Source organism: Vibrio sp. 10N.222.48.A3 (assembly GCF_041475345.1).
GTDB classification, from domain to species: Bacteria; Pseudomonadota; Gammaproteobacteria; order Enterobacterales; family Vibrionaceae; genus Vibrio; species Vibrio tasmaniensis_A.
Genome location: NZ_JBFRVX010000892.1, coordinates 1 through 348 on the forward strand (window position 1 = coordinate 1; position 348 = coordinate 348).

Sequence of the window (348 nt, forward strand, 5' to 3'; positions counted from 1 at the left end):
GAAGAATAGCAAACGTAGTAGCTCAATAGTTTCTTTAATTTCTAACGTTTTAGATAGCATGTTTAAAAAACCAGAAAAAATTGAGACAAACTTTGAAGTAATAAAGAAGACCTTAGAATACCTAGGATATGGTAATCGTATTCTTGTCTCGTATCGTTCAAATGTGAAGCTTGATGAAAATGATCTATCTAGGCGTAAAGTTTCTAAGTTACTAACCACATTTGATAATCCTATTTTTAATGAAAATCATATAGGAGGATTCGAGTGGGATAATAAAGTGGATGTTATTTATAATAGTATTCGAGTATTGCTTGATTCCAACAACGGAAAATGGAAAAAGATATTTAG

General features: G+C 30.2%; 1 pseudogene. It reads left to right on the forward strand.

Annotated features, from left to right (window positions below):
- Positions 1 to 58: 58 nt before the first annotated feature.
- A pseudogene (locus AB4653_RS21475) lies at positions 59 to 348 on the forward strand (hypothetical protein); the annotation flags it as partial.